This is a genomic window from Flavobacterium chungbukense, assembly GCF_020805785.1.
In the GTDB taxonomy this organism is placed as follows: Bacteria; Bacteroidota; Bacteroidia; order Flavobacteriales; family Flavobacteriaceae; genus Flavobacterium; species Flavobacterium chungbukense.
Genome location: NZ_JAJGZV010000004.1, coordinates 177,620 through 200,606, shown reverse-complemented (window position 1 = coordinate 200,606; position 22,987 = coordinate 177,620). Strand labels below are relative to the sequence as shown.

The following is a 22,987-nucleotide window of genomic DNA, read 5'->3' as shown; positions in this document are numbered from 1 at the left end:
ATTACTTTTTGCCCCAAGTCAAGAAGTAAAAAATGTACTAAATAAGAATTTCAAAAACCAAAAAGATGATGAGCAACTCAGAATTTGGAAGTATTTCATTTGATTTACCAAAAAATCAATCAAATGTAATCAAAGTCATAGGTGTTGGTGGAGGCGGTAGTAACGCAATTAACCACATGTTTAAACAAGGTATTAAAGGCGTAGATTTTATCGTTTGTAATACCGATTCACAAGCGCTTCAAAATAGTTCAGTGCCAAATAAAATCCAATTAGGGGTTAATTTGACTGAAGGATTAGGAGCGGGAGCAAACCCAGATGTTGGACAGCAATCTGCTATCGAAAGTATTTCTGACATTGAAAAAATGTTGGATAGAAATACTAAGATGGTATTTATTACTGCCGGTATGGGTGGAGGAACTGGAACTGGTGCAGCTCCTGTAATTGCTCAATTAGCAAAAGAAAGAGAAATATTGACTGTTGGTATCGTGACAATTCCGTTTCAATTTGAAGGCAAAGTACGTCAGGAGCAGGCAATTATTGGAATTGAGAAATTGCGTAAGCAGGTAGATTCTTTAATTGTAATCAATAATAATAAATTAAGAGAAGTATATGGAAATCTTGGTTTTAAAGCTGGATTTTCTAAAGCGGATGAAGTTTTGGCAACTGCCTCTAGAGGTATTGCTGAAGTAATTACGCACCATTATACTCAAAATATCGATTTACGTGACGCAAAAACTGTTTTGTCAAACAGTGGAACTGCGATTATGGGATCTTCTGTAGCAACAGGTGAAAGCAGAGCAAAAGAAGCGATTGTTTCGGCTTTAGATTCTCCGTTGTTAAACGATAATAAAATTACAGGTGCCAAAAACGTATTGTTGCTTATCGTTTCTGGAACTAACGAGATTACTCTTGATGAAATCGGAGAAATCAACGATCACATTCAAGCCGAAGCGGGTTACAATGCAAATATCATCATGGGAGTTGGTGAAGACGAAACTCTTGGTGAAGCAATCGCTGTAACAATTATTGCAACAGGATTTGATGTGGAACAACAAAATGAAATTGTAAATACAGAACCTAAAAAAATCATTCATACGTTAGAAGATGAGCAAAGAAGTGTTCATAATTTAACAAACAAACCACTTTCTTCTTTCGACTTAACAGTTGATACGCCAACAACAAAACCTGAAGCGAAAGTAGTTTTTGATTTAACGGATGATGAAGACGAAACATTTGCTCCAACTCCGGTTCAAGCTGTTGCTCCAGCAATCAATCAGGAAGAATTGGTAGTAATGTCTGAATTTATCAAAAATCTAGATGTAACTTTCGAAATTGTTTCGCCAATTACAGATATCGATTTTACAATTTCTGCTCCAGAAGTGCCTGTTCAGCAAATGCAACAGCCAGTGCAACAACAAAGAGTATTTGAAAAAGAAGAACAAACAACGTTTTCTTTTGATCTTCCTTTGTTTAAACAAGAGCCTGCAAAAAGAGAGCCAGTTGTAGAAGATAATAGAGTTTTATTTGAATTAACAAACGAAACTCGTGAGATAAAAGTTAATGATCCTGTGCAGTTTGTACCTGTAACAGAAGTTTCAGATAACGGAATCGTTAAATACTCTCTTGAAGAATACATGGAGGTAGAAAATGATTTATTGGCTTCTAAACCAGTTGAGAAAGTGGTTGAAGATGTTATTCCAGAAGAATTAAACATCACTTTGAAACCAAGAGTTGATTTTGCTAGCCAACCTGATTTTTCTACAACTTCTGAAGTTTCTCCTTTAGAATTGACTATTGAAGAAACTTTACGTTTAAGAGCTGAAGAAAGAAGAAAGAAACTAAAAGAGTTTAACTATAAATTCCATAATAATGTTTCTAGAATTGACGAGTTGGAAAAAGAGCCAGCTTACAAAAGATTAGGAATTGACTTGTCTAATTCGCAGTCTAATAATGCAAATTCTAGAATTTCTGTTGGAACAGATAGTAACAACGATTTACAAATACGTTCAAACAATTCATTTTTGCACGATAACGTAGATTAATTTTAGCATCATAATATTAGGATAGCCCGAAAATTGGATTTAATTTTCGGGTTATTTTTTTTATCTTCGCACAGAATTTAAAATTTGACTTTTAAAATAGTATTTTAAAGACAATATTGTCACCCTCAAGTCAAGGGTTTCTTGTCTGAAAGAGGCTTCGACTTCGCTCAGCCTGACAAAGAATTACTCTTAAAAGTAATGAGTACTTTCGATATAAATATCAATTAATAAGCATCAGCTTATTCAAATAAAATATAATAAACATGAGTTTACAAACACAGATCATGGACGAGATCAAAACGGCCATGAAAGCAAAAGATACAGTAGCATTAGAAGCTTTAAGAGCAGTAAAATCTGAATTATTATTGGCTTCTACAGCGTCAGGTTCTAAAGAAGATTTATCAGAAGACGAAGAAATTAAATTACTTCAAAGATTGGTTAAAACTCGTAAAGAGAGCGCAAGAATCTTTACAGAACAAAACCGTCCTGATTTGGCTGAACCAGAATTGGCTCAGGTTGCGGTAATCGAGAAGTTTTTACCAGCTCAATTAAGCGAAGAAGAAGTAGAAGCTGTAATCGCAAAAATCATTGCTGAAACAGGTGCTTCAGGAATCGCTTCAATGGGTAAAGTAATGGGATTAGCATCTGCTCAATTAGGTGGAACTGCTGAAGGAAAAACAATCTCAGCAATTGTAAAGAAACTTTTAGTTTAAATTCCAATTGGAAACTCCAATATATAAATTCCAAATTCCAATGCTAAAATTGGAATTTGGAATTTAAAAAATTGAATTTTAAATATTAGACCTCGTAGTTCAACTGGATAGAATATCAGATTTCGGCTCTGAGGGTTGGGGGTTCGAACCCCTCCGGGGTCACATTACAAAAAGCGCAAGCCTTATTTTATAGGCTTGCGCTTTTTGATTTATATAATTCCCGTATGTTTCTTGAGAATATTAAAACAAATGAAAAAACTTTACTTACTATATTTTTCAAAGAGTTTAATAGCTTCTGTTTTTAAGTCACTATAATTTAAATCATCATTAAATCCTATTCCTGAGTTGTAATGTGTGTTTCCTTTACTGGCGCAAAGGAGATATTTTGTTCCGCCCAATTCAATAGAAACTGGTGAAAACTCCGTTTGTACTCTCAAGACAATTTGACCTGAATTGTCAATTAAATAAAAGACATGTTTATTGTAAATATTTCCTTTGTTTTTATTTTCGTAGTGTTCAAATGCTTGAACCTGATAGCCATTCCATTTAAATTGATCATAACAAAACATATCTTTTAAATTGTCTTTTAATTCTCCCTTTGCATATGCCTCATAGAGCTTATCCTTATAAGGTTTTGCTTTTTCATATTCTTTTCTATAGTAATAAATTTGAATAAGTTTTGCATAGGAATGATAATCAGTCGGTTCTAATTGAATGAGTTCGATAAAAATGGGTTCTGCTTTTTCGTAATTTCCTTTTAAAGATTCTAAAAGTCCAATGTTAAATAAGATATTTATATATGAATCAGACTCTTTTGATATTTTTGATTTCGCTGTATAATATGCTTCTAGTGCTTTATCATTTTCTTTTTGTTCGTAATAAATTTGAGCTAACATTAAATAAGGTCTGTTTGGACATTCCTTTTGCAGTGTTGCTTTCTTATAATTTTCAAGTGATAAATTAACCTCTTTGGTTTGATAATAAGAATCCCCAAGTCCACTATAAGATTCTGCGTCATTTGGATTTAAATTGATTGCGTTTTGAAAATAAGTTATAGCTTCATTGTATTTACCCATATAGTTTAATGTAGAAGCTTTTATATAAGCGGGCGCAGGATCTTTGCTGTCTTTATTTATAGATAAATCCATGAATTTAATACAATTTGAATCGTCTTCTTTCATATAATAAGCAAGTCCAATATAATAGAGGGATTTTGCTGATAAATCTTTGTATTCAGAAGTGTATTGACTAATTATTTTGTCAAATTGCTGAGTGTCTGATAAGTTTTTCAGTTCATTTGTTACTTTATCCTGAGCGAGAATCACTAAGCTGAAAAAGATTAAAATGAATGTTAAGGTACTTTTCTTCATATATATTAGATTATCGCATTCCCAGTTTTAATTTCCCCATTTCGGATATAATTAGCTAAAATTACTCCCGTTGTAGTGACAGTACTTTCAATTAAAGAAAATGCAGACGGATTAGCTTTATCATCAAAAAGCTTCTTTCCTTTTCCGAGTAACAAAGGATGAATCTTTAAGCGAAGTTCGTCAACTAAATTATTTTTTAATAATAAATGAATGAGCTCGCTGCTGCCCCAAACGTGAATATCTAAACCATCAGAATCTTTCAATTTCTCTATTTCAGCAAGGCTTTCTATGAAAATAGAATTTTTCCAATCTGATTTTTTTCTGGTTTTAGAGAGAACATATTTATTTCCGTTATTAATTTCAGGCCAAAATTCAGAATGATCAGGCCAATAATTTTCCCAGATTTCAAATGTTTTTCTTCCTAAAAGATAATCTGCGGGTTTTAATTCTTTTTGAACGGCATCATCATAAGCTTTATCGCCGTACGGAACAGTCCAGCCCCCAAATTCAAAACCGTCAGACGTGTCTTCTTCTGGACCACCAGGAGCTTGCATTACGCCATCTAATGAAATCATTGACAAAACAATTATTTTTCTCATAATATCTAGTTTTGTTTTTTATAAGTTTAGATTTAGGCCTTTTCTGTCTTTATACAACTTCAAATAACAAACTCATTTGTTTTATTATTCGATAATCTATTGATATGGTTCTTTTGGAAATTCATATAAAATTATGTTCTCTTTTTTAGTTTGATGCTTGAGCTGCTTTTGTAAAAAACAGTTTTATTTTTTAGCTCTTTTTGTGAAGTTTTTAATTAGAACAAAAATTGAAAATACAAAAACTATAATATAAACAATTGCCAATGCAGGTTTTTCGAATGTTAACGTATTAAAATCGAATTGTTTATACAGCACTACGCCTAAAATGATTGCTACAATACTAAAAGTAAATACTGGTACATTATTTTTATTCTCCATGTTATAAATGTTTTATAGAATTAAAGGATTTTGAAAATCGTTATATTAAAATTTATAATTTATCTTGTTCTTCACGCAGCATTTCTGCAATATTTTCGTTTTTGAAGTTTTCCATAAATATATGAATTAAAGGCACAGTCGGGCTGTTTGGGTATTTTTTTAGAAAACGGTTAAACTCCTGAATATTTTCTGGATAAATGTACTTTTCGTCTGCTGCCCTTTCATAAGTTGGCGTATTATCTTCTCCGATTAAATAATCTAATTGATACATTTTGTACTCATCTTTTACAGATTTCATTAATGTTGAGTTCGGATATTTATTCATGAAAATTTCCCATGAAACTACTCGGTCTCCTAAATCTTTAAAACTAATAATTAGTCCTGCATCTGCAGAATAAGGCTGTTTGTTTTCTTCGCTTTGCAAAAGCAAATATTCTTTGTAATCTGGCGTCACATAGTTTTTAAAAATCGAATAATAAAAATCTGGTTTTGTGGTAATTTCAACAATCCCTTCGCCTAATTCGTCAAATTGCAATTGATGTTTTACCAGTTTATCATTTAAAAGTTTGATTTCCTTTTTATCAGCGTCTTTTTCACTATAAAAATTTTGTAGTAAACGATCTTCTTTTTCATCTATCTGATGCAGTAAATAACCGTTTTCTTCGTGATATTTTTCATATAAAGCATTGGCTTCTTCGGCAGAAATAGATTTTAATTTTAGGATAATTTCGTCTTTTCTTTTAGTGAATAAATCCAAAAGAGCGCCAGAATCTGATTTTATGGCTGTTGCCGAATGATTAGCAGAAGTGCTATCGGTTTTTGTTACTGCGTTATTTGAAACTGTGTTATTTTCGGATTTTTTGCAGGCAGAAGCTAAAATGGTTATGACTATTAATGTGATTAGTTTTCTCATTTATTATAAATTAATACGGATTGATAATGAATTTTGGCTACAAAAAGAATAGGTTTACATTTAAAAAAAGGACAAAAAAGATAGAATTCTTTTTGTCCTTTTAGAATCTGTTTGAAGGAAAAATGTAAAATCTATTTAGGTTTAAATTCTTTCATTCCTCTATATTGTTTAAATTCTGAATATAGCTCAATTCCTAGAATTTTCCATTTTCTGTTGCCGGTGACTGAATATTGATAGCTATCTTTTTTTTCCAATTTATTTACAAAGATATTATGAGTTTGCCATTCTGTACCGCTAACAAAACCACTTCTGGTAACAACTGCTGAAATTGCATTTTCATCATCATAAAGAACGCTCAACTCCATTTTTGTTGCCAAATCGTCTTCTAGAGTAATCTCTGAGAAATGCGTGTTACGATTTATTTTTTGGCTTACTTTCTTATTTTCAAATTCAAATTTTTTATACTCTGAGCTATTACCAGGTTTTGTAATAAAAGACAAAGCAAAAAATGAAAAAAGAACAGCAACAAAAATTCCCATTTTTTGACGGATTTCAACTGCTTTTTTCCAGCAAAAAGCAATAAGTGCAAAAAATGTAACAATGTTTAATATTCCCCAAATAAGCTGTATCATAAATCTAATTTTGATATATCAAAAGTACATTTTTTTGTTTTAAAAATAAGAGAATACTTATTTTAATTGCTCTTCAATAAGCTCAGCTATATTAGTATTTGAGTTATCATAAGCTAGAATACTGCCATTTTTATCAATTACAATACGTGTTGGAATAGCTTCAATCTTATAATTGGTAACCACTTCTTGTTTAGAATCAAAAATAACATTAAAGTCAAATTTTTTCTCGGCGATATAACCTGTCACGTTTTTAAATATTTCGTCTTCTTTGCCATTTTCCCAAGTATTTACAAATAAGAAAGCGACGTCTTTTCCTTTATATTTGGTAACTAAATCCTGCATTTTAGGAAAAGATGCTTTGCATGGCCCGCACCACGTAGCCCAAAAATCAAGTACAACAATTTTGCCTTTATAATCTGAAAGTTTAATTTCTTTTCCTTCCATATTTTTAAGAGTAAAATCGTAAGCAGTTGCGCTTCCAAATTTTGAAAGAAGATCTTTGCTCTTGTTTTCTTTTGCTAATAAATCTGTCTTTTGTTTTATCGCATCATATTCAGCAAGAGGTAATTTTTTTTCTATGTAAACTTCTTTAAGTTTAGAAAGAAATGCAGGTGATGTATTGACTTTACTGATTTCGTCTTCAATATAAGCTTTTACTTCATCTTTACTTTTTAATTTATCTAACATTGCTAAATAGCGCTCTTTCCCACCAGCATCCAATCCGTTTAGTGCTTTCACTCCGCTTTGGTATTTAAAAGCTTCTTCATATTTACCTTGTTTATAAAGCAGAATCGCATAAGTATCGGCAAACATATTGAATTTGCCATTATAATCAGGAGTGTAACATTCTTTTCGTTTTGCTTCAAGAATGTCTAATGATCGTTTAGAAACTTTAGTGACAAAATCAATATCTTTTACAGGCATTGTTAAATCACCGCCTGATTGACCCCAAGCAAAATTATTATAGGAGTCTGCTGGAAGATTTATATAAGGTTCGCAGGCAATAGCCTTTTCTAATTCTCCTTTATCTAGATATATAGGCACCAAAGCGGAATAAAAATAGCTTAGAGACCTTTTAGAAGTATCGTTAGAATATTTTGTTTTAAAAGTAGTAAGGCTTTCTAAAATAGAAGCTTCTGTTTTATTAGGCTGATCATAGAATTTTCGAATAAATCCATTGCATCAATTCTATTTGCAGGATACTTTTCTGAAATTTCTTTTCTCAATTTTAGAGCTTTATCTTGCGTATCATTATTAGAACTATAGATATTATAAGCAGCAGTCAAATATTCTTCGGTATTTTTTTGTACACCTATATCGGCAAAAGCTAGAAGGTCTTTCTCTCCTTGTTCTCTGTTGAGAGATTTTTTAGTGTATAAATATTCTAAAGAAACGATATCATCTCTTAATTTCGGATATTTTGCGAATATGGCATCATATTCAGCAATTAAATCTTCTCTTTTTGGATCTGATTTTAGTCTTAAAAAGTAACTTCCATTACTTCTAACATAAATTTCGTTTATCAAACTCTTTCCCAATTCAATATCATTTTGTGTTTTTAAAAGTACAGAATAACCTTTTTCATTATTGCTGTCTGCAATTTTTTGTGAATCGTTTATTGTTACTAGAATTACTCTGACAGAATCAGGAACCTTTGCTGTAAACTCATAACGTTTTCCACTTCTTTTCAGCGGACTAATGTCAGAAGAAAAATCAGTAGGCGTGATGTAAAGAAAATTTGCTTTCGCGTTGTCTTTTATTGCGAGACCTTGAGGAGGTTCATAAACATACGTATTGGGTTTGCCAATGTTGAATTTTGAATTTTTTAGATAGATTTTTCCGTTTTGAGAGAATAGATTGCTAACAACGGCAAAGAATAACAAAAGGTAGATTTTTTTCATCTGTTTGTGGTTTTTTATTTGTTTATTTCTTAATTGTTTAACGAATTGTAAAAGTTTATATTATACCGTTCGTTGTTTTTTTATTAAGAAAATATTAGCAAAAACCACAAAATTATTTTGAAGATTTTATATAGTAAGAATATCTTTTAAATAGCTTACTTTTTTACACCAATCGCAGTTCTGTAAAATTCATAACCTTTTTCAGATCGGTTTTCGAGAAATTTTTCACGATATTCATTGGCGCCCAAATCTTCTAAAAGTTCAATATCAAATTGCTTTAAATAATTTTGAAGCTCTTCTGGCATAAAACCAAATGTCCAATGTTCTTCTAGGTTTTTAAGATCTTCCAGAAGTTTTTTACCGCCCAAAAAAGATTCTGGCTTTAAAAGAATATTTTTATGTACGTAAGTAAAAATAATATGGCTGTCAGCAGCGAATTTTGAAATAAAAGCAAAAGTGCTTTTTACAGCATTTTCCGTTAGATAATTTGTTACACCTTCCCAAATTATTGCAGTTGGTTTAGAAAAGTCTACATTGTTTTCTAATGCTAATTGATCTAGATTTTGTTTATTAAAATCAATTTGAAGAAAAAGTATGTTTTGAGGAATTTGCCCAATCCTGTTTTTATAAACTTCAGCTTTGAAATTTGATGTATTCGGATGATCAATTTCTATTACAGGAATATTTTTTAGAAAATCGAGACGTACTGCTCTTGTGTCAAATCCCGCGCCCAAAATTATAACTTGTTGTATGCCATTTGAAACCGCATTTTTAAGTAAATCATCAATATATTTTGTTCTTGCAATTCCAGAAGACAAAGCTCCTGGAATCTTTTTTTGTATAATATTATCAATATATTTTGCAACAACCGGATATTTATACAATTGAGCTGCAAGTCTTAATTTTGAGTCTATAAAATTGATGGCATAAGGATCTGAAAACAATCTTTCTTTACGTTGTGTTTCCAATGCTCGAAAGAACGCCATGTATTGTGCCGTTCTACTTGTTTTTTCTGCTTTCATTTTAGTTCTATTTTCTAGAAAACAAATTTTCTACAACCCAAGCTGGCCCAATTAATAAAAACTGAAGATCTTTAAGGAAAGATGGTTTTTTTCCTTCAATATTATGTCCGTAAAATTGTCCAATCCAGGCAATAATAAATGCGCCGATTGAGAAAGCCCATAACGGAACTAATTTTCCGATGTAGTAATTTATAACCAAACAAAGCATAGAAAAAATAGCAATTTTAATAGCCATTGCAATTGATAATCTGATATAGAAAACAAGAACAAAAAGCAAAACGATAAAAGCCCAATTTTCGATAATTGGCGCATTTAGTTTTAACGTACTTGAAATAATTGAACTCGGAATGCTCATTAACAATCCGACAATAGAAAAGAAAATGGCTGGTACACAAATGTAGTGTATGGCTTTGTTTTTAGGGTTTTGGTGACTTACAGCATACTCTGCAAACCATTGGTCTAAGGTTCTCATTTTTGTGGTTTTATAGTTAGGTTGCAGTAAATCTAATGAAATTTCTCTTACGTTAATCGGAAGGCAATAAACTGCAAAATAAAAATAACAAACCTATTTTTGGTTATACTCAAAAACATTATCCCACAATTCATCAATTGTAATTAAGGCATCGTTTGACGGAATTACGCTCCATTTTCCATTGTTTTCTAAACCTAGTCCAATGCTTTTTAATTTCAGCAAAGCATCATGTATGTCAAAATCTAGATCGGTATTTAATTTTGTTTTAAACCAAGATTCGATTTGGTCGTCGAGTTCTTCTGCGGTTAATGGATTTTGACTTTCGTGTAAAAAAGTATAAGCTAGAATGGTTTCTTTTAAAGCTTCTTCTTCAGATGAATTTAAAAGAGAATAGAATGCACCGCTGTTGTTTCCGACATTTTTAAAATATAAACTGTCAGAGAGTGTTTTGGAGTATCTAATTTTTTTGTTTATAAAATTATTGTATTGACGAAAGCAATAAACAGCCAAAATTCCTAAAGCGATTAAACCTTGATTTAAGGAAGTTTTACTGTTGAGTAAATCGATAGTTTCTCCAGTCTGATACGCATCATACATATTAATCAGAGCTGGAATTACTTTAGCGCTTAATAACGAAATTCCACCAAAAACTGCTGGAATCCAAAGCAGCATTTTGTCTTTTAAAGACATTTTCGGAATCGCATTCGGAAAAATCGTTTCAAGATCGTTTTTAGGAACTCGTTTGAAAATTTTCAATCCAATGGAGCCAGGATCAATTGGCATTTTTCCTAATTTGACTTTTTTGCTTTTAAGATAATCGGCATCGCTGTAATTCAAATAAATTAAGATACGATCGTAATATTCAATTTCGACTTCTTTTGTCCAGAAAAAGTATTTTTTGATTTTTTCTTTACTTTTATGATGGCCTCTTGCGTAGAGTTCGAAATCTTTAAAAGCATTAAAATCGATAGAAAGATTTAAGCCAATCAAATCAGATTCCTTAAAAGCTTTATCCAAAGCATTCTGATCAATTCTGTAATAATTTCCGCGTTCTAAAACTTTCAAAAGCGTTTCTTTAAAAACAGGAAAATCACTTTTATTGATAAACTGCTCGCGTTCTTTTTCGCTTAAATCTGGATCGTAAAGCGCATAATTTTGCTTTAGATTTCGATTTAAATTAAAAGATTCATAGTGATAATAATGTTCGATAATATCGAAAAGTTTCTTAAAATCTTCCGCTTTTTTAGCATCTTCCGCAAAGACGGCAATTTGCTGTTCGAGTAAAAACTCTTTATTAAACGGAATATAATGTTCTCGTATCATATCGATTTCTGGGCTTTAATTTCGTGGCGTTTACAGAATGCAAAAATAAGGCTTTTTTTTTAGGGTCAAAAGCGGCAGATTTGAAAGAAAGAAGAGAAAAGAATCGAGCGATCGTATTTTATGACTTTGTACATATTTGAGGATACTTATAAAATAAAAAAGTGAAATTTCATATCGGTACCAGCGATTTGAAATTCCACTTCTGTGTTCCAAAAAAAGTGACAAAAAATTTAAAAGCCTTCTAGAAGAAAACCTTATTCTAAACTAAAAATTATTCACAGCAAGTTTACGCCAAAATAAAATTGTGGCTATACGTATTTATACCTGTTTTTTGTTTTTAAGATGCAGAGGTATAAAGTGGCAAAGTTGTAAAGGTTGTTTAGTTTAAAGTCGACTTTTTGAGATTGATAACGCCTTGAATGTATTTTATTAATTCTTCTCGTGTTGCAGAAAAAGGGGCATTTTCGGCTTCGTTGCTTAAATATAAGTTTGCAATGCTTTCGGCATCCATATTTTGAGTTACATAATGATGCTCTGCATATTGTATTAAAGAATCTACAAAAAGTTCGCGTTGTTTGCCTTTTTCAATTGTTTCCAGATCGCCTTCTTTTATTTTATCTAGTACAGATTCTGGCAAATCGATGGTGAGATACATGCAATCTACGTCAACCATAGAAAGCATCTTTTTTTCGACTTTTCCTTTTGCATTACAATAAGCGCAAGGAGCGGGAACCCATTTTAATTGCCTGTTTAAACGATTAATATCTTCCCAAGAGACAAAACCTTTTCCAAGACATCTCGGACATTTTATATCTGATCGTTTAAATAAATTAAAAATGCTCATTGGTTATAAAATAATCTAAATAGTTGTGTCGTGCGAATTTAAATAATTAAGTAGGAAAAATTATCCAGATAAGTATATTTTTTAAGAAAATAATTCGCGAAATTGCGTATAAGTATATTTTTATTTGGTTTAAATTAACGACATATAACGTTTTCGTAAAAGTAAGATTTCCTGTAATTATTGGGTATGCAGGAGTTTGAGATTGTGTTAGATTTAGTACAAAATGATTTTGATTTTTTGAATTTTATATTGTAAGAAAAATAATTCTTTTGTTTTGATTAAAAAAAAAGTTTACTTTTCTGTTTAGTTTAATTAAAGAAAAGCTAAACAAAATAAGAGAAAAATCATCTCAATTATTTAATCAGCAAATTGTCCAACAAAATCTGATACTTTCTTCCCACCGGAATGATTTCTCCATTACTCATTGTTAAAGTTTTATTGATAGCCGAAGTTATTTCTCGGGTATTTACAATAAACGAGCGATGTACCTGAACAAAATGAGAACAGTCAATCTCAGTGGCAATGCTGGCAAGAGAACCGTAAATGATGATTGGAGATTTCAATTTTCGGCTGTATAATTTCATATAATTGCCAAGACTTTCAACGTATAAAATATCAATTAGTGGAGTTTCAATTATTTGCCCGTTAGAGCGACAAGAAAGTATTTTTTCGTTGCTGCTATCTTCCTTTTTAAGATTATTTCCAGAATGAAAGGTTTTTGCCTTTTCTATTGCTTTAGCAAATTTATCTGGCGAAATGGGTTTTAAAAGGTAATCAATTGCATCATTTTGGTAGGCAGAAAGTGCAAAATCAGAATAAGCCGTTGTGACAATCGTAAGCGGACGATTCGGTTGTAATTCCATTAATTCTACGCCAGAAATTACAGGCATATTAATGTCTAAAAAAATAATGTCGTATTGGTTTTCGTTTAGCAGTTTTATGGCTTCCATACCATTAAAAGCGCTACCGGAATGCTCCAGTTCGTCAAATTTAGAAATATGCGAAATCAAGGCTTTGTGTGCCGGTGATTCGTCATCAATTATGAGACAGCGGTAGGTAAATGCCATATGCATAATTTTACGGTAAACATATTTTTCTCTTTTTTACAGCTCAAACGGTGTTTTAGACCGTAAACTTCTAAACGTCTTTTTAGGTTTTCAATTCCAATTCCGGTGCTCGAAAGACGCGATTCCGAATCCAGACAATTGTTTTTTATGGTAAAAATAATACCGCGGCATTTTACTTTTAAATCTAAATTAATAAAAGGTTCTGTAGTTTCGGCAGAAAATTTAACGGCATTTTCTACCAAAGGTAAAAAGAACAAAGGGGGAATTTCAATCTCGTCATGAACACCTTCAAATTTTTGCTTTGCCATAAGTCTTTCATTTCTAAAGGTGTAATATTCGATATATTTTTTAATAAACGCAATTTCTTCTTCCAATAAAACATAATCTTTTTTAGAAGCTTCAATCTGGTAACGCAGCATATCTGAAAGATTTAGAATGCGATCCGGAACTTTGTCGGGTTCAGCCAATGCTTCTCCGTAAAGATTATTCATCGCATTCAACAAAAAATGCGGATTCAATTGTTGTTTTAAAAATGAAAGTTCCGATTTAAAATTCATAATATCTTTATCCGCATCCATGATTTTTTTCGTAATCACAACATGAATAAAATAGAAAAACATTCCGTTAATAATCAACGATAATATTTGCAGGGTTTTAAAATTTCCTAAACCAACAAGAGGAAAAAACCAGTTCATAAAAAAGTAAAAACCAGTCCAATAAGCTGCAAGAAGCACAAAGAATGTTTTGACTTTTTTCTTGAATAAAACAGGTTTGATAATGCAGATATTGAAAATGGTAATCCAAACAATACACGGGAAATATCCAACGGCAATTTTACTTAAAATATAAGACCAGCTGTGTCCGTCTAGTTTTATTTCGTCGTAAACACAGGCTAAAATGACTAAATAAACAAGTGTATTTACGAATAGATTTCGCAGGAAAAAGTTTTGATAAAGTTTGGAGATAGTCATAACGGCAAAAATAATATAATCGTATAGTTTTTAGCCCTTTGTAAAGGATAAATTATACTAACGCCGTTCGTATAAATCATACGCCGTTGGTATAAAAATACTGTTATAATAAGTATGGCTCATTTACTTTTGGATCCAGTTTCAATGTATCCCAAAATAAATTTTACATCACTTAATTTATGAAATCCAAAATCATCTCCGTTTTAGTTGTCTTTATTTCTTTAAAAACCATGGCACAGGAAAAGGAGCCGGGCATGAAAACCTTAGGAAAAGCCATAGTAGATAAGTTTCCGACCACTAGAACTTTTGATGTGCAGTACGAACAGCTTGGGCCATCGAATTACAATTCGGAATTGTTCGGGAATAAATTTGAAAGAGGAAGATTTGAGAGTCACAGCCGATTCAAAGCGGCGTTTAATCTGCCTTTTTATGCTACAAAATCAAAACGTTTTGTTTTAGCTGCTTCGCTTCGTTACAAATATGAGAACTATGAGTTTGGCGATATTTACAATTATGGCACTGGCGAAAGTTATAGGAGAGAAAATGCCGATATTCATTATTGGGCAGGCGCAATAACAGCAACTTATATGGCATCGCTTTTTGGAAAAACAGCTATTTACAGTGCAACCGCAACCGTAGATGGTAACGAAGAAAGACTGCAGCGTTTAAAAGGTTTTGCCTCTGGAGTTTTGGTGCTTAAAAGAACGCCTTCGACGACTATTACAGCTGGGGTTTTACTACTGCTCGATCCATCTTCTATTGTGCCAATGACACCGCTTTTGTCTGTTAATCATAAGTTTAAAAACTCAAAATGGGATATGGATTTTATTCTGCCGCAACGAATTTTGTTTAGAAGAGAGCTTTTAGAAAACGGAAGAATTTCATTAGGAACAGAATTAAATACTGAAAGTTTTTACTTAAATTTAAATAGCGCAAATTTAAAAGGAGTTTATGAACTGAACCAGTTGGAGCTAAAATCTGGGATTACATACGAGTATAGTTTTACTCCAAAATTGATTGCATTTGCAAAAGGCGGTATCAACAATGTTGTGAGCGCCCGAATTACGGAACGAGGCGAACGAACCAACCGTTATATTTATGATCAAAAAGAAGATGCGCAGGGTTACGTTAGGTTTGGAATATCGTATAATTTTTTTAATCGAAAATAATAATGATTACGTTGAAAGAACTAAAAGAGAACGTTATGATTGTGGAGATATTTAAAACAAATGTTCAGAAAGAGTCAGAAAGAGATTATGTCGTTGCCATTATACAGATTCAATTTCCTGACTATAAAATTAATTTTGATCTGGAAGACTGCGATAAAATCTTGAGAGTTGAAGGAATGGATTTGCAGTGCGATAATATTATGGATTATATGCACTGTTTAGGATATACTTGTATAAGGTTAGATTAAAAGCAGGTGTAAATACGCAGTTGTTTTTAATGTTTTTGTAAGTATTTTTGCTAAATAATTTTATCCCAAAAAACAATAACCAAGATGATAGGCTTTATTCTTTCGATTTTAATTTTTCTTTTAGAACAGCTGCGTTAGTACATTTGTTCCATTTATCGATTTCTTCCCTCCTCTTTTTCTTCTTGAAAAGGGTTATTCTTTTTTTGCATATAATTTTTCTAATTTTGTGCCTATGAAAAAAGCATTCCAACTCTTCGATTTCTCCCAAAAAGTCAATTACAAAAATGAAATTTTAGCCGGTTTAACAGTAGCTATGACCATGATTCCCGAATCTTTGTCATTTGCAATTCTGGCTGGATTTCCACCTTTAGTCGGATTATATGCCGCTTTTATTGCAGGATTGGTGACAGCTATTTTTGGAGGAAGACCAGGAATGATTTCGGGCGGGGCAGGAGCGACAGTAATTGTTTTGATCGCTCTGATGAAATCGCACGGAATAGAATATGTTTTTGCTGCCGTTGCGCTTGGCGGAATAGTTCAGATTTGCATAGGACTTTTTAAACTCGGAAAGTTTATAAGACTTGTTCCTCAACCCGTAATGTTTGGTTTCGTTAACGGATTGGCAGTTGTAATTTTCATGTCGCAGTTAGAACAGTTTAAAACCGTAATTAACGGTCAGGTTTCTTGGCTTCAAGGAACACCGTTATATATTATGTTGGGTTTGGTAGCGTTAACAGTTTCCATCGTTTTGATTTTTCCTAAAATCACAAAAACAGTTCCAGCTTCTTTAGTTGCGATTATGGTTGTTTTTGCTTTGGTAATTATCTTCAATATTGAAACCAAAACCGTAGAAGATATTGCTTCGGTTCAAGGAGGTTTTCCTCCATTTCATATTCCGAATATTCCATTTTCTTTTGAAACCCTAAAAGTGATTTTCCCTTATTCCGTAATTGTTGCGGCAGTTGGATTAACGGAAGGTTTGCTTACGCTGAATCTAGTCGACGAAATTACCGGAACTCGCGGAAACAGTAATCGCGAATGTATTGCGCAAGGAAGTTCAAACATTCTAAACGGTTTTTTCTACGGAATGGGCGGCTGCCCAATGATTGCACAAACTTTGGTTAATCTTGGTGCGGGCTCACGAGCAAGACTTTCTGGAATTATTGCTTCTCTGACCATTTTGATTATTATACTTTTTGGAGCGCCCGTAATTGGAAAACTGCCAATGGCTGCTTTAGTGGGGGTAATGATGATGGTTGCCATTACGACTTTTGAATGGGCGAGTTTTAGGATTATCAATAAAATGCCAAGGCACGATATTTTTGTTGGGATTTTGGTGGCGTTAATTACCATTGTATTGCACAATCTAGCTTTGGCGGTTTTAATTGGTGTGATTATTTCGGCTTTGGTTTTTGCTTGGGAAAGTGCTAAACGAATTCGCGCAAGAAATTATATAGATGAAAACGGAGTAAAACATTACGAAATTTATGGCCCATTATTCTTTGGTTCAACAGCTGCTTTTTTAGAAAAATTTGACATTCAAAACGATCCAAACCACATTATAATCGATTTTAAAGAAAGCAGGGTTTCAGATATGTCTGCAATTGAAGCTTTAAATAATCTGACAAAAAAATACAATCAGCTAAATAAAACAGTAGAGTTGGAGCATTTAAGCCCAGACTGCAGGCAATTACTCAAAAATGCAGATGCGGTTATTAATGTCAATGTTATTGAAGATCCTACTTATAAAGTGGTCAGTTAATTTGATAATGTGTCAATTTGATAATTAGATAATTTGAGAATGTGTCCATTATATAATTAGATAATGATTTTGGAAACGTGTATCTGTAGAGACGCACTGCAGTGCGTCTACACAATGTATACAAACCCGACAGGTTTTAAAACCTGTCGGGTTTGTTGTTTTGTCAGGCTGAGCGAAGTCGAAGCCCGCGTGCTAATTGGAGCGCCCTTCGACTTCGCTCAGGGTGACAATCAGTTAATCATCAAATTTTCTAATTATCAAATTGACACATTCTCAAATTATCTAATTAACTAAAGATTGATTTTCGTAACTTTGCCAAATGAAACTGACAGAAACTTTAGAAGATTTTTACACCGTAAAAATAAAAGGAATGCCCGAAAATCTTAAAAAAGAAATCGGACATTTTAATGTTTTTAAATTGGATGACTATATTGGTAGTACTTGTAATCCATTGCCTTATACTCGAAAAGACTTTTATAAAATAAGTTTAATCATTGGCAAAAACAAAGTGCATTATGCAGATAAAGTTGTAGCGATCGAAGATCAGGCTTTATTCTTTGCAAATCCTCAAATTCCGTACAGCTGGGAACATATTGATGAAAGTCAGACTGGGTTTTTCTGTATTTTTACAGATGCTTTTTTTAGTCAGTTTGGGAATTTAAAAGAGTATCCATTATTTCAGCCCGGCGGAAATCCAGTGGTTCCCGTTTCAGTAGAATTAGCTGAATCTTTGAAATCAGTTTATTTGCGAATGCTGGATGAAATCAATTCAGATTATGTGTTTAAATATGATGTAATCCGAAATTTGGTTTTCGAGATTATTCACCTTGCGCTTAAAACCCAGACTGTAACTACTTCATTATACAGTAAATCAAATGCGACGATTCGAATTTCTTCTTTGTTTTTGGAATTGTTAGAGCGTCAATTTCCGATTGAATCGATTTCGCAGCAAATCAATTTTCGTTCACCTTCGGAATACGCCAATCAGTTAAATGTACATGTCAATCATTTGAATAAAGCTTTAAAAGAAACGACTGGAAAAACCACTTCTCAGATTATTTCTGAAAGAATTGTTCAAGAAGCGATGATTTTATTGAAACAAACCAATTGGAATATTAATGAAATTGCCTGGTGTTTAGGTTTCGAAGAATTATCTCATTTTATTAATTTCTTCAAGAAAAATGTTCAGGTTTCGCCTAAAAACTATCGTTTGACTGAAATTGTTTGATTTTTGCAACTTCTTGTTTGATTGCTTCAATATTTAAGAGGCACTTCGCCAATACCTTTGTCCTGTAATTAAAATGTAAAAAATTAAAATCATGGAAAATAACAAAGTTTGGTTTATCACAGGTGCTTCAAAAGGACTTGGATTAGAATTAGCTAAAAAATTATTAGCAGAAGGTTATAAAGTAGCTGCAACATCAAGAAATGAATCTTCTTTAATTGAAGCATTAGGAAACACATCTGATAGTTTTCTGCCTCTTGAAATGGATTTGATTAATGAAGAAAGTGTAAAAAAGGCAATTGATAAAGCGGTAAATCATTTTAAAACAATTGATGTTTTAGTTAATAATGCTGGTTACGGATTACTAGGTGCATTAGAAGAATTAACTGATGCTGAAGCCAGAAAAAATTACGAAGTAAATGTTTTCGGATTATTAAATGTAATTAGAAACACAATGCCAATTCTTCGCGCGAATCAGTCGGGTCATATTTTTAATATCTCTTCTGTTGGAGGTTATTACGGAGAATTTCCAGGCTGGGGAATTTACTGTTCTACAAAATTTGCTGTTGCTGGTTTAACAGAATCTTTGGCAGCTGAAGTAAAATCATTTGGAGTTCACGCTACAATTGTTTATCCTGGTTATTTTAGAACCGATTTCTTAAAAGACAGTTCGTTATTATTACCTCAAAATCCGATTCCAGATTATAAAGAAGTGAGACAATCTGAAAACGCTCACAAAGAGGATATTAACGAAAATCAGCCGGGAGATCCGGTAAAATTAGCAGAAGCTTTAATTAAAGCGAGCCACGATCAAAATCCTCCATTGCATTTGTTTTTAGGTGAAGATGCTTATAATATGGCAAACCAAAAAATAGCGAGTGTTCAAAAGGAATTGGAGGGATGGAAATCGGTTTCTATTTCAACTGGGTTTTAATGTGTCAATTTGATAATTTGTCAATTAGAAAATGATTTGACATGATGTATATCTGTAGAGACGCACCGCAGTGCGTCTGCGTTTCATGCATCAAAAATTGTGGTTACGTTGCGTTAGACGCACTGCGGTGCGTCTCTACAGATTAAAATGGAAATAATTATCTAATTTTCTAATTGACAAATTCTCTAATTAGCGAAGCATCGATTTAACATCGCTTAACTTCCCATCAATCTCGCCAACTTGTAACCCTAAAATGTGAGCAATTAAAGGATATACGGAAATATTTGGAAAAGTTTTTACCGTTTTGTCTACTTTAAAAGCAGGACCTTTTGCATAAAAAATAGCATGCATGTCTTTGTTATCATTGTCATAACCATGGGTTCCGCCTTTAATATGGGTGCTTTCTTTGCTTACTAAACTCCATCCTTTTTCGGCCTCAATCACAAAATCATGTGCACGCGGATTTGTTCCGTAATGCAATCTTTTTGGAACTTCATTCGATTTCCAAAATTTAATATGAGGTACCTTTTTCAAAGCATTGGCAATAGAATCTTTAAAGCCGTTTTTTGCTTGTAAACTCATAATTGGGTTAATTACGTCTTTGTAACCTAACCATTCTGGTTGTAAGTAATCTAAAACGGCTACTTTTTTATCATTAGAAATATCAGCCATTCCGTGATCTGAAACAATGATTAGATTAACTTGTTTTCCGATTGGCAATTGATCTAATCTTCTAGATAGTTCCCCCATAATTGAATCCATTTTGATTGCGGCTTTTTTAGTTTGTGGCGAAAGCGGACCAAAATTATGTCCTGAATGATCAGGTTCATCAAAATACAAAGTTACCAGATGAGGTCTTTGTTTTTCTGGAAGCTGAAGCCATTTCATAACCGTATCAATTCTGGCTTCGTACGGAATTTTTCCATTGTAATTTTTAAAATAGCTGGGATTTCTTTTGTCAATATCAGAACCCGGCCAGAAAAAAGAAGCCGTTTTTACACCTTGCTGTTCTGCTAAATTCCAAATCGGATTTCCGCCATAAAAACGAGAATCATTTTTTGCTTCGCTTGATAATGAGAAAGATTGATTTAATTCTGCATCATAAAAAACATTATTTATAATTCCGTGATGATCAGGATAAAGACCTGTTACGATAGTATAATGATTAGGAAACGTTTTTGTTGGATATGAAGGTTTCATTGATTTGGCATGAACGCCTTCTTTTTCAATTTGTTTTAGGTTTGGAAGATTAAATTGCTTGCCATAATCCCAGCGAAAGCCATCCATAGAAACTAAAACAACATAATTGTCTTTATTGTTTTGGGCTTGTAAAACGAATGAAAGTGAAAGAAAAATTAATGATAGGAGTGAGGTAAAATGCTTTTTCATTTTTGATATTATTATGAAGCAGCAAAGATATTGATAACAGATTTTTTAAAGAAAAAGAGAATGTTAAATAAAAAAGTTTGTCACGACCCGAGCGATAGCGAACAGGCGAAGCAATTACATAAATTTCCACGAATTGTTTTACTGTTAAATTTGCCACAGATTAAAAAGATTTCCACAGATTTTAATCTTTATAATCCTTTAATCTGTGGCTAAAAAAGTAATTCGTGGAAATTCGAGCAATTCGTGGCAAAAGAAAATCCTTTTAATCAGTGAAATCTGTGGCAAAAAAAAGCGTCAGATGAAAATCTGACGCTTTAAGTTTTAAGAAGAGAATGAATTACATCATTCCTGGCATTCCGCCTCCCATTGGCATTCCGCCACCGGCATTTTCTTCTTTAATATCAATTAATGCACATTCTGTAGTTAAGATCATTCCAGAAACAGAGGCAGCATTTTCTAATGCAACACGAGTTACTTTTTTAGGATCGATAATTCCTGCACTTAACATGTCTACATATTCGTCAGTTTTTGCATTGTATCCAAAATCACCTGAACCTTCAGAAACTTTAGCTACAACAACAGAACCTTCAAGACCAGCGTTTTCAACGATAGTTCTTAATGGAGATTCAACAGCGCGAGAAACGATTTGGATTCCAGTTGCTTCATCAGCGTTATCCGCTTTTAAGTCAGCTAAAGCAAGTTTTGCTCTTAATAAAGCAACACCTCCACCAGCAACGATTCCTTCTTCAACAGCTGCACGAGTTGCGTGTAAAGCATCGTCAACTCTGTCTTTTTTCTCTTTCATTTCAACTTCAGAAGCAGCACCAACATAAAGAACAGCAACTCCACCAGCTAATTTAGCCAAACGCTCTTGCAATTTTTCTTTATCATAATCAGATGTAGTAGTTTCCATCTGACCTTTAATTTGGTTTACTCTGTTTTTGATAATATCAGCTTCACCAGCACCGCTTACAATAGTAGTATTATCTTTATCGATAGAAACTCTTTTTGCGTTTCCTAACATTTCGATAGTTGTATTTTCTAAAGTATAACCTCTTTCTTCAGAAATTACAGTTCCACCAGTTAAGATTGCGATATCTTCTAACATTGCTTTTCTTCTGTCTCCAAAACCAGGAGCTTTTACAGCAGCAATTTTAAGAGCACCTCTTAATTTGTTTACTACTAATGTAGATAGAGCTTCTCCGTCAACATCTTCAGCAATAATCAATAATGGTTTTCCTGATTGAGCAACTGGCTCTAAAACTGGAAGTAATTCTTTTAAAGAAGATACTTTTTTGTCGTATAATAAGATGTATGGAGAGTCTAGTTCCACTTCCATTTTCTCTGGGTTAGTTACGAAGTAAGGAGAAAGGTAACCTCTGTCAAACTGCATTCCTTCAACAACGTCAACAAAAGTATCAGTTCCTTTAGCTTCTTCAACAGTAATAACACCTTCTTTTCCAACTTTAGCGAAAGCAGTAGCGATTAATTCACCAATAACTTCGTCATTATTAGCAGAGATAGAAGCAATTTGTTTGATTTTGTCAGAATCACTTCCAACCACTTTAGCTTGTTTTGCTAAGTCAGCAACAATAGTTTCAACCGCTTTATCAATACCACGTTTCAAATCCATTGGATTTGCACCAGCAGCAACGTTTTTAAGACCTTCTTTTACGATAGCCTGAGCTAAAACTGTAGCAGTTGTAGTTCCGTCTCCAGCTAAATCATTAGTTTTAGAAGCAACTTCTTTAACCATTTGAGCGCCCATATTTTCTAATGGGTCTTTTAATTCGATTTCTTTTGCAACAGAAACACCATCTTTAGTAACAGTTGGTCCACCAAATGATTTTCCGATGATTACGTTACGACCTTTTGGTCCAAGAGTTACTTTTACAGCATTTGCTAATGCATCAACACCACGTTTTAATCCGTCACGTGCTTCAATATCAAATTTTATATCTTTTGCCATTTTAATTTTTGTTTAAAGTTTGATTTGTTTCAAGTTTATGAAGT

The 22,987-nt window shown here is 32.7% G+C and carries 21 protein-coding genes, 1 tRNA gene and 1 pseudogene; 8 read left to right on the top strand and 15 right to left on the bottom strand.

Annotated elements, in window-relative coordinates:
* Positions 1 to 65: 65 nt before the first annotated feature.
* The 3 genes from ftsZ to LL966_RS14795 all read left to right on the top strand — a co-directional run bounded on the left by ftsZ (position 66) and on the right by LL966_RS14795 (position 2,917).
* Positions 66 to 2,042 carry a cell division protein FtsZ gene (gene ftsZ, locus LL966_RS14805; protein ID WP_229354361.1) on the top strand — a complete coding sequence of 659 codons (1,977 nt, stop codon included), beginning with the start codon at positions 66 to 68 and terminating at the stop codon, positions 2,040 to 2,042.
* Positions 2,043 to 2,305: 263 nt separating this feature from the next.
* Positions 2,306 to 2,755, top strand: a complete 450-nt coding sequence (locus LL966_RS14800) for a GatB/YqeY domain-containing protein (RefSeq protein ID WP_229354360.1) — start codon at positions 2,306 to 2,308, stop codon at positions 2,753 to 2,755.
* A gap of 88 nt (positions 2,756 to 2,843) precedes the next feature.
* Positions 2,844 to 2,917: transfer RNA gene (locus tag LL966_RS14795), tRNA-Arg, on the top strand.
* A gap of 98 nt (positions 2,918 to 3,015) precedes the next feature.
* On the opposite strand, the gene LL966_RS14790 is transcribed toward LL966_RS14795, so the two are convergent.
* The 13 genes and pseudogenes from LL966_RS14790 to LL966_RS14730 all read right to left on the bottom strand — a co-directional run bounded on the left by LL966_RS14790 (position 3,016) and on the right by LL966_RS14730 (position 14,247).
* Entirely contained in the window at positions 3,016 to 4,125 is a 1,110-nt protein-coding gene (locus LL966_RS14790) for a tetratricopeptide repeat protein (protein WP_229354359.1), read from the bottom strand.
* Positions 4,126 to 4,130: 5 nt separating this feature from the next.
* The gene (locus LL966_RS14785) at positions 4,131 to 4,724 is read right to left on the bottom strand and encodes a dihydrofolate reductase family protein (protein WP_229354358.1); all 594 of its coding nucleotides are present in this window, start codon (positions 4,722 to 4,724) and stop codon (positions 4,131 to 4,133) included.
* Positions 4,725 to 4,907: 183 nt separating this feature from the next.
* A complete protein-coding gene (locus LL966_RS14780; RefSeq protein ID WP_229354357.1) occupies positions 4,908 to 5,102 on the bottom strand; it encodes a hypothetical protein in 195 nt (64 codons plus the stop codon).
* Positions 5,103 to 5,154: 52 nt separating this feature from the next.
* Positions 5,155 to 6,015, bottom strand: coding sequence for a hypothetical protein (locus tag LL966_RS14775; RefSeq protein WP_229354356.1), 861 nt, complete (start codon positions 6,013 to 6,015; stop codon positions 5,155 to 5,157).
* 131 nt (positions 6,016 to 6,146) lie between these two features.
* Positions 6,147 to 6,554, bottom strand: coding sequence for a hypothetical protein (locus LL966_RS14770; RefSeq protein WP_229354354.1), 408 nt, complete (start codon positions 6,552 to 6,554; stop codon positions 6,147 to 6,149).
* A 150-nt stretch (positions 6,555 to 6,704) separates the two neighbouring features.
* A pseudogene (locus tag LL966_RS22885) lies at positions 6,705 to 7,115 on the bottom strand (TlpA disulfide reductase family protein); the annotation flags it as partial.
* A gap of 653 nt (positions 7,116 to 7,768) precedes the next feature.
* Positions 7,769 to 8,548 (bottom strand): hypothetical protein, encoded by a 780-nt coding sequence (locus tag LL966_RS14760; protein WP_229354352.1) that lies wholly within the window; start codon positions 8,546 to 8,548, stop codon positions 7,769 to 7,771.
* 155 nt (positions 8,549 to 8,703) lie between these two features.
* Positions 8,704 to 9,570: a class I SAM-dependent methyltransferase gene (locus tag LL966_RS14755; protein WP_229354351.1), complete on the bottom strand. Its 867-nt coding sequence runs from the start codon at positions 9,568 to 9,570 to the stop codon at positions 8,704 to 8,706.
* Between the two features lie 7 nt (positions 9,571 to 9,577).
* Positions 9,578 to 10,042 carry an Mpo1 family 2-hydroxy fatty acid dioxygenase gene (locus LL966_RS14750; RefSeq protein WP_229354350.1) on the bottom strand — a complete coding sequence of 155 codons (465 nt, stop codon included), beginning with the start codon at positions 10,040 to 10,042 and terminating at the stop codon, positions 9,578 to 9,580.
* Between the two features lie 93 nt (positions 10,043 to 10,135).
* On the bottom strand, positions 10,136 to 11,365 hold the full coding sequence (locus tag LL966_RS14745; RefSeq protein ID WP_229354349.1) for a TMEM143 family protein: 1,230 nt from the start codon (positions 11,363 to 11,365) through the stop codon (positions 10,136 to 10,138).
* Between the two features lie 379 nt (positions 11,366 to 11,744).
* On the bottom strand, positions 11,745 to 12,209 hold the full coding sequence (locus LL966_RS14740) for a hypothetical protein (RefSeq protein ID WP_229354348.1): 465 nt from the start codon (positions 12,207 to 12,209) through the stop codon (positions 11,745 to 11,747).
* A gap of 353 nt (positions 12,210 to 12,562) precedes the next feature.
* Positions 12,563 to 13,276 carry a LytR/AlgR family response regulator transcription factor gene (locus LL966_RS14735; protein WP_229354347.1) on the bottom strand — a complete coding sequence of 238 codons (714 nt, stop codon included), beginning with the start codon at positions 13,274 to 13,276 and terminating at the stop codon, positions 12,563 to 12,565.
* Positions 13,249 to 14,247 carry a sensor histidine kinase gene (locus tag LL966_RS14730; protein ID WP_229354346.1) on the bottom strand — a complete coding sequence of 333 codons (999 nt, stop codon included), beginning with the start codon at positions 14,245 to 14,247 and terminating at the stop codon, positions 13,249 to 13,251. The genes LL966_RS14735 and LL966_RS14730 overlap by 28 nt, the downstream gene beginning before the upstream one ends.
* Positions 14,248 to 14,426: 179 nt before the next feature.
* On the opposite strand from LL966_RS14730, the gene LL966_RS14725 reads away from it, so the two are divergent.
* The 5 genes from LL966_RS14725 to LL966_RS14705 all read left to right on the top strand — a co-directional run bounded on the left by LL966_RS14725 (position 14,427) and on the right by LL966_RS14705 (position 19,585).
* Entirely contained in the window at positions 14,427 to 15,416 is a 990-nt protein-coding gene (locus LL966_RS14725) for a DUF6268 family outer membrane beta-barrel protein (protein ID WP_229354344.1), read from the top strand.
* Between the two features lie 35 nt (positions 15,417 to 15,451).
* Positions 15,452 to 15,664, top strand: coding sequence for a hypothetical protein (locus LL966_RS14720; protein ID WP_229354342.1), 213 nt, complete (start codon positions 15,452 to 15,454; stop codon positions 15,662 to 15,664).
* Between the two features lie 232 nt (positions 15,665 to 15,896).
* Positions 15,897 to 17,426, top strand: a complete 1,530-nt coding sequence (locus LL966_RS14715) for a SulP family inorganic anion transporter (RefSeq protein WP_229354340.1) — start codon at positions 15,897 to 15,899, stop codon at positions 17,424 to 17,426.
* Positions 17,427 to 17,745: 319 nt separating this feature from the next.
* On the top strand, positions 17,746 to 18,654 hold the full coding sequence (locus tag LL966_RS14710) for a helix-turn-helix domain-containing protein (RefSeq protein ID WP_229354339.1): 909 nt from the start codon (positions 17,746 to 17,748) through the stop codon (positions 18,652 to 18,654).
* Between the two features lie 91 nt (positions 18,655 to 18,745).
* On the top strand, positions 18,746 to 19,585 hold the full coding sequence (locus tag LL966_RS14705) for an oxidoreductase (RefSeq protein ID WP_229354337.1): 840 nt from the start codon (positions 18,746 to 18,748) through the stop codon (positions 19,583 to 19,585).
* Between the two features lie 189 nt (positions 19,586 to 19,774).
* Here the strand turns inward: LL966_RS14705 and LL966_RS14700 are convergent, their stop codons facing one another.
* Together LL966_RS14700 and groL are read right to left on the bottom strand one after the other, a co-directional pair.
* Complete coding sequence (locus tag LL966_RS14700; RefSeq protein ID WP_229354335.1) at positions 19,775 to 20,974, bottom strand: alkaline phosphatase family protein; 1,200 nt, start codon at positions 20,972 to 20,974, stop codon at positions 19,775 to 19,777.
* Positions 20,975 to 21,311: 337 nt separating this feature from the next.
* Positions 21,312 to 22,943 carry a chaperonin GroEL gene (groL, locus tag LL966_RS14695; protein WP_229354333.1) on the bottom strand — a complete coding sequence of 544 codons (1,632 nt, stop codon included), beginning with the start codon at positions 22,941 to 22,943 and terminating at the stop codon, positions 21,312 to 21,314.
* Positions 22,944 to 22,987: the final 44 nt, after the last annotated feature.